Here is a 6,227-nt window from a genome sequence, read left to right on the forward strand (position 1 = left end):
AATTTATGAAAAATAGACACGAGATTCTCGTGTCTTTTCATATGAAGGAGTTATAAATGAAAGAAATGATTAAAGACTTCTTAGATGAGTTATCTTCATCTTCACCTACTCCTGGTGGTGGAGGTGCTTCAGGACTAGTAGGCGCTATTGGATGTGCTTTAGGACTCATGGTAGGTAACTTAACTGTAGGTAAGAAGAAATATAAAGATGTAGAAGATGAAATAAGAGAAATCATAGAGAAGTTAGAAGACTTAAAGAAGAAGCTTGTAACTTCTGTAGATGATGATGCAGAAAACTTCAAGCCTCTTGCAGAGGCTTATAGACTTCCTAAGAATACTGAGGAAGAAAAGAAACATAAAGAGTTTGTGATGGAGTCATGTTTATTGGATGCATCTCTTGTACCATTACAGATCATGGATTTAAGTTATCAGTCTTTAAAGTTATTTTCTACTTTAAATGAGAAAGGTTCAGTGATGGCAATCAGTGATGTAGGTGTTGGTGTACAATGTTTGCGTAGTGCGTTGACTGGTTCTATTATGAATGTCTATATTAATACGAAGTCTATGAAGAATAGAGAAATGGCTGAGAAGATGAATAAACGTGCTGAGAAGCTATTAGTTGAAGGGCAACTGCTTGCAGATGAAATAACTAATAGTGTTATTAAAAAGTTAGGAGGAGCGTCATGTTAGAGTTAAGAGGAAAAAAGGTTTCTGATGGGATTAAAGAATATGTATCAAAAGAGTTAGAAACATTATCTTTTGTACCTAAGCTTGCGATTGTGAGAGTAGGAGAAAATCCTGATGATATGAGTTATGAGCGTGGTGCAACTAAGAAATTAAAGTCATTTGGTTTAGATGTGGCTTCTTATGTTTTCCCACAGGATATCAGTGATGAAGACTTCAAGAATGCTTTTAAAGATATTAATGAAGATGATGAAGTGACAGGAATCTTATTATTAAGACCACTTCCTCGTACTATTAATGAAAAAGATATTGAAAATATGATTGATCCTAAAAAGGATTTAGATGGTATTTCTCCTATTAATATTGCGAAGGTGTTTGCGGGAGATACAACTGGATTTTCTCCATGTACTGCAGAAGCAGTTATTGAAGTATTAAAGGCATATGATATTGAGTTAACAGGTAAAAGAGTGACTGTTGTAGGAAGAAGTATGGTTGTAGGTAAACCTGTGTCTATGCTGCTTCTTAAAGAGAATGCGACAGTAACTATGACTCATACAAGAACTGTTGATTTAAAGAAGACATGTTCTGATGCAGAGATTGTGATTGCAGCTGCAGGACGTGCAAAGATGTTAAATAGTGATTATTGTGGACAGGATGCCGTGATGATTGATGTAGGAATCAATGTGGATGATAATGGTAAGTTATGTGGTGATGTAGACTATTCGACTCTTGATGGCAAAGCCTCTGCCGCTACACCTGTTCCTGGTGGTGTTGGTACCATCACAACTGCAGTACTTGCAAAACATTTAATCCAGGCAGCTAAAATGCGTTAAAGACCTCTTTCGAGGTCTTTTTTTCGTACAATAAAAGACAGCTTTCGCTGTCTTTGCACACAATTATATTATTCAAAGAATTTGTATTCTTCAAAGTAAGCCTGTGGATGGTTACAAGCTGGGCATACTGTAGGAGCTTCTAAAGATTCTACTACAAATCCACAGTTGTTACATTTCCATAGTACTTTATGATCTTTCTTGAATACTGTGCCGTCTTCAATCTGTTTAGCAAGTTTTAAGTATCTTTCTTCATGCATCTTTTCAGCCATAGCGATAGCTCTTAAGATAGCTGCGATTTCAGGTAATCCTTCTTCTTCAGCTTTCTTAGCAAATTCTGGATACATATGTGTCCATTCTTCGTTTTCACCAGCAGCTGCAGCTTTTAAGTTTTCTACAGTTGTCCCCATTAATACTGGGAATTCACCAGCAACAGGTAATGTTTCTCCCTGAGCAGCAGTGTTCATAAGTTTCATCAAACGTTTCGCATGTTCTTTTTCCTGGTTAGCTGTTTCTTCAAAGATTTTAGACACTTCTACATAACCTTCTTTTTTCGCAATACTAGACCAGAAAGTATAACGATTTCTTGCCTGTGATTCACCTGCAAATGCAGCCATTAAATTCTTTAATGTTTCAGTTCCTTTTAAATTAGACATCTTCTTTATCCTCCTTCATATTCTTACAATCATTACAGACTCCTTGAAATAACATATCAACATGTGTGAGGCGTACTTGATCTAGTTCTTCTATATCATGAACAAGTTCATCAAATGCACCATGTGGAATATGTATATCCACAATCTTTCCACATTTTGAACATACCATATGATGATGTGGTGTCACATTACCATCGTAATGTACAGTCACACCATCTATATTTAATTTTCTGATATACCCATTTTCGACTAAAACATTCAGATTACGATAAACAGTACCTAGTGATATATCCGGAATGCTTCTTCTTACATGAGAATAAATAACTTCTGCTGTAGGATGCGTATGATCATTCACAAGCATATCATATATCGTATCTCGCCGCTTAGATCTTCTAAGTTTTGTCTCCGCCATATGTCCTCCTCTCCTAATCAGTAATGATTACTACTATTAGTATACTATTTACTAGTAAGAATGCAAGCCAGATGCATTATTTTGACAAAATTGTATGTATAAGTGTATAGAAATCATTGGTTGCATAAACAAGAGGATCAATTACATACACAGGAACAGAGACAATGGACTCTATATCCCCTTTTAAATGCATGACTGAGGGAGATAAATAAAGTGCATCATAATCTCCTTCTACTTCTTCTAATGAAGAAAGACTCACTGATTCTACTTCTAGATTAGATTTTTCTATTGTCAGACTTTCTTTCATTAGACTAATTAAATAACTAGAAGAAAAACCATCCTGGTCTACAATCCCTACTTTCACACGTTTAGGGTCTGCATCTCTTAAAAAGACAACCATAAAATCTCTATAATAAAATAAAAACTGGGATAAGTTCTTTAAAGTATAATGGAGATAGAAATAGATTTCTTTCCCTTCTTCATCTGTGATTTGTTCTTCTATTATGCCATTATGCCAGACAGTTAAAAAAGCGACACGATTCTTTAAATAAAAACGTACAGTATGATAATCTTTAGTGTCTTCAATAATGTCACATCTGACATTTTTCATATTCTTTCTTGTATAGTAATAAGACCATTTAAAAACAATCATCAAATAGGTCTTTTGATAAAATTCATCCATATCCCTCACCTATAATAATCATATCATAATTCAACTATTTTTTTTGATGATTATGTTCTGTTTTGCATTCCTTTTTGTGTATGATAAAATGTATTTGAGAGGCAGGTGAGTATTAGTGAAGAGAATTTTTGTCATGTCTGATTTACATGGACAATTTGTGTTATTGCAGCTGATGCTCAATAAGATTCAATTCACTGATGAAGATGAGTTATATATCCTAGGTGATATTATGGATCGTGGTCCTAATTCAATTGATATATATTACTTTGTGAAAGCAATGCCTAATGTTCATATGATCAAGGGTAATCATGAAATCATGATGAGACAATCTTTAGCAGCCAGCTTAAAATATAATGATTTAGATTCTGATTTGAATAATGCATATCGTTTATGGAAACAGAATGGTGCCACAGGTACTGTAAATAGTATAAGAGAGTTCTTACAGAAAGATTCTATTCCTTATGAGGAATATTTTGATATAAAGAAAGAGTTTGTACAGGAAATTATTGATTTTATTGATAGTCTACCTAACTATATAGAACTTGATTATCAGGGCAAGCATTATGTGATGGTGCATGCAGGAGTGGATCCTGAGGTAATCAATATAGAAGATAGTGATCCTGAATTACTTGCCTGGATTAGAGAATATTTCTATATGAATCCATGTAATCCTGAATATACTTATATATTTGGTCATACGCCTTTATGTTATGTGAATGATGATCATTCTTTTAATATCTGGTACGATCCTGATTATCATAATAAGATTGGTATTGATGGTGGACTCGCTGTGGCAGATAAAGGACAATTAAATTGTTTATGCTTAACAGATGGGACATCTTATAAGATACCTTATAAAGATGGTCAGCCAGGAGAATTACAACGTATTATAAAAGACTTAAAGTAAAACGGAAGGGAACTCCCTTCCGTTTATTCGTTTATCTAAATAGATACTAATTATTTTCTAAACATTGCTAATATTTCTTCTGTTGGTCGACTTAGATGATTTTCTCGTAAATATTTTGACAAACCACGCAAATCATAAAAATATTCTCCTGGTTCATACTCTGAACCATTTTCTATAGTCCCGGCATATAAACCTTCAAAGCCTTGCTCTGGTGTTGGATCTGGTATTGGTTCAAATTTATCCTTCATTATTCATCACCCCTTGTATTTATTAGTTAGAATAAACAACTAATCACTCATTTTCTATAGTTAGTAATGTTTTATTTTCTGACAACAAATGTGTTTTGATATCTTCGGGAATATGATCATCAGTAATGATTGTATCAATACGTTCTTTTAACTGAAGAGGTACGACACCATGTGAATTGAACTTTTCACTTTCAGTTAAGACAATAATATGTTCTGCCTGTTCAGCCATATCTCTAACAGCCTGTGCACGCAAATGATCACTATTTGTGAAACCTACACGAGGATTATAACCATCAGCACCAATAAATAACTGATCAACACAGAAATTTTGAGCACATTGTGCCACGATAGGTCCTACCATAACCTGTGAATCTTTCTGGTAAGCACCACCTAGAAGAATCACATTGGTATTCTTTTTATCGCGAATATATCCTGCAATAAAAGCACTGTTAGTCACAATAGTGACATCTAGTTTTTCTGATGCGATTGTATCTGCAAGAATCGCACAGCAGCTCCCACTTTCAATCATAATGGTATCTCCATCATGAATAAGTTCTGAAGCCTTTTGTGCAATTCTTTTCTTTATTTCATAATGATAAGCTAAGCGTCCATTGATATCATCCTTATTCGCAAGGATGGCATAGCCATGTCCTCTTTTAATAATCCCTTTTTCTTCAAGTGCATCTAAGTCCTTACGGATAGTGACATTGGATACCCCAAGTATTTGAGATAATTCATTGACTTCTATTTTCTTTTCTTTTGTAAGTAGTTCTAATATTTTGTTATAGCGGTCTTTCATAGATTACCTCCGCACTTATTATATTAATCTAGAAGAAACAATTCAACCCACACTTGATGAACTCATTTTGATAATCCACTAAATCTTCAGGATGTAATGCTTCTACTTCATGAAGCTTATAGTCTTTACCAAGTAGTTTATATTTATTTTCACCAAATTGATGGAATGGAAGAAGCTGTACCTCTTTTGCACCTGCTTCTTTAATACATGTTGCTAGTTCTTTCGCATCTTCTAATGTTTCATTAAAGCCAGGAATAACAGGTATTCTAGGTAATACATTAAGACCCTGTTCAATAGCCCATTTGAAGTTCTTTTGAATGACTTCATTTGTGACATGTGTTCCCTTCTTATGTTTCATTGGATCAGCCTGCTTCACATCAAATAATAAGAGATCAAATAACGGAGCTGCTTTCTTAAACTTCTCATGATCCACAATACCTGTTGTTTCAATCGTAAGATGAAGTCCTTTTTCTTTTAATGCATGGACAAGAGCCATCATGAAATCATATTGCACCATAGCTTCTCCACCAGATAAAGTCACACCACCATTAGATTCTTCATAGAAATCAATATCCTGCATACAGATATCAACAACTTCTTCTACTGTCTTTACTTCACCTTCCTGCGTTAAGGCTTTCCCAGGACAGGCTTTGACACATTTCATACAATGATCACATGTTTTATGATCAATTCGAATCAAGCCATCCTCCATCTTTATAGCCCCTTTAGGGCAGGTATGTACACATGTTTCACAATGAAGACATTTCTCATTATTGTATAAAACCTGAGGACTCACTGCCTGACTCTCAGGATTAGCACACCATTCACATCTTAATGGACATCCTTTAAAAAACACTGTTGTACGAATACCAGGTCCATCGTGAATACTAAATTTCTGTATATTAAATATAATTCCTTCCATATCATATCCCTCTCGTATAATATGTACGTAATCAGTTAATGAACTCTATCGATTCATTATTGATTGTACATTCTAATTTTAAGATAAT

9 protein-coding genes are annotated in these 6,227 nt (G+C 34.3%); 3 read left to right on the plus strand and 6 right to left on the minus strand.

Going from position 1 to position 6,227, the window contains the following annotated elements; genetic code table 11:
* The first annotated feature begins 56 nt into the window (after positions 1 to 56).
* Together ABUA27_RS05160 and ABUA27_RS05165 are read left to right on the plus strand one after the other, a co-directional pair.
* The gene (locus ABUA27_RS05160; protein WP_129981046.1) at positions 57 to 689 is read left to right on the plus strand and encodes a cyclodeaminase/cyclohydrolase family protein; all 633 of its coding nucleotides are present in this window, start codon (positions 57 to 59) and stop codon (positions 687 to 689) included.
* Positions 683 to 1,516, plus strand: coding sequence for a bifunctional 5,10-methylenetetrahydrofolate dehydrogenase/5,10-methenyltetrahydrofolate cyclohydrolase (locus tag ABUA27_RS05165; protein WP_129981047.1), 834 nt, complete (start codon positions 683 to 685; stop codon positions 1,514 to 1,516). The genes ABUA27_RS05160 and ABUA27_RS05165 overlap by 7 nt, the downstream gene beginning before the upstream one ends.
* 68 nt (positions 1,517 to 1,584) lie before the next feature.
* Here the strand turns inward: ABUA27_RS05165 and rbr are convergent, their stop codons facing one another.
* From rbr to ABUA27_RS05180, 3 genes are all read right to left on the minus strand, one after another.
* Positions 1,585 to 2,169 carry a rubrerythrin gene (rbr, locus tag ABUA27_RS05170; protein ID WP_129981048.1) on the minus strand — a complete coding sequence of 195 codons (585 nt, stop codon included), beginning with the start codon at positions 2,167 to 2,169 and terminating at the stop codon, positions 1,585 to 1,587.
* A complete protein-coding gene (locus tag ABUA27_RS05175; protein ID WP_129981049.1) occupies positions 2,162 to 2,581 on the minus strand; it encodes a Fur family transcriptional regulator in 420 nt (139 codons plus the stop codon). The genes rbr and ABUA27_RS05175 overlap by 8 nt, the downstream gene beginning before the upstream one ends.
* 76 nt (positions 2,582 to 2,657) lie before the next feature.
* The gene (locus tag ABUA27_RS05180) at positions 2,658 to 3,263 is read right to left on the minus strand and encodes a PTS sugar transporter subunit IIB (RefSeq protein ID WP_349820358.1); all 606 of its coding nucleotides are present in this window, start codon (positions 3,261 to 3,263) and stop codon (positions 2,658 to 2,660) included.
* 115 nt (positions 3,264 to 3,378) lie between these two features.
* Between ABUA27_RS05180 and ABUA27_RS05185 the strand changes: the two genes are divergently transcribed.
* The gene (locus ABUA27_RS05185) at positions 3,379 to 4,170 is read left to right on the plus strand and encodes a metallophosphoesterase (RefSeq protein WP_349820359.1); all 792 of its coding nucleotides are present in this window, start codon (positions 3,379 to 3,381) and stop codon (positions 4,168 to 4,170) included.
* A gap of 50 nt (positions 4,171 to 4,220) precedes the next feature.
* On the opposite strand, the gene ABUA27_RS05190 is transcribed toward ABUA27_RS05185, so the two are convergent.
* Genes ABUA27_RS05190 through ABUA27_RS05200 form a run of 3 tightly spaced genes read right to left on the minus strand, consistent with a single transcriptional unit; the run spans position 4,221 to position 6,139 of the window.
* Positions 4,221 to 4,418: a hypothetical protein gene (locus ABUA27_RS05190; RefSeq protein WP_192924000.1), complete on the minus strand. Its 198-nt coding sequence runs from the start codon at positions 4,416 to 4,418 to the stop codon at positions 4,221 to 4,223.
* Positions 4,419 to 4,461: 43 nt separating this feature from the next.
* Complete coding sequence (locus tag ABUA27_RS05195) at positions 4,462 to 5,217, minus strand: DeoR/GlpR family DNA-binding transcription regulator (RefSeq protein ID WP_129981052.1); 756 nt, start codon at positions 5,215 to 5,217, stop codon at positions 4,462 to 4,464.
* A 28-nt stretch (positions 5,218 to 5,245) separates the two neighbouring features.
* Entirely contained in the window at positions 5,246 to 6,139 is an 894-nt protein-coding gene (locus ABUA27_RS05200) for a glycyl-radical enzyme activating protein (RefSeq protein WP_129981053.1), read from the minus strand.
* Positions 6,140 to 6,227: the final 88 nt, after the last annotated feature.

The organism is Catenibacterium sp. RTP21428st1_D7_RTP21428_210409 (assembly GCF_040227455.1).
Taxonomy (GTDB): Bacteria; Bacillota_I; Bacilli_A; order Erysipelotrichales; family Coprobacillaceae; genus Catenibacterium; species Catenibacterium mitsuoka_A.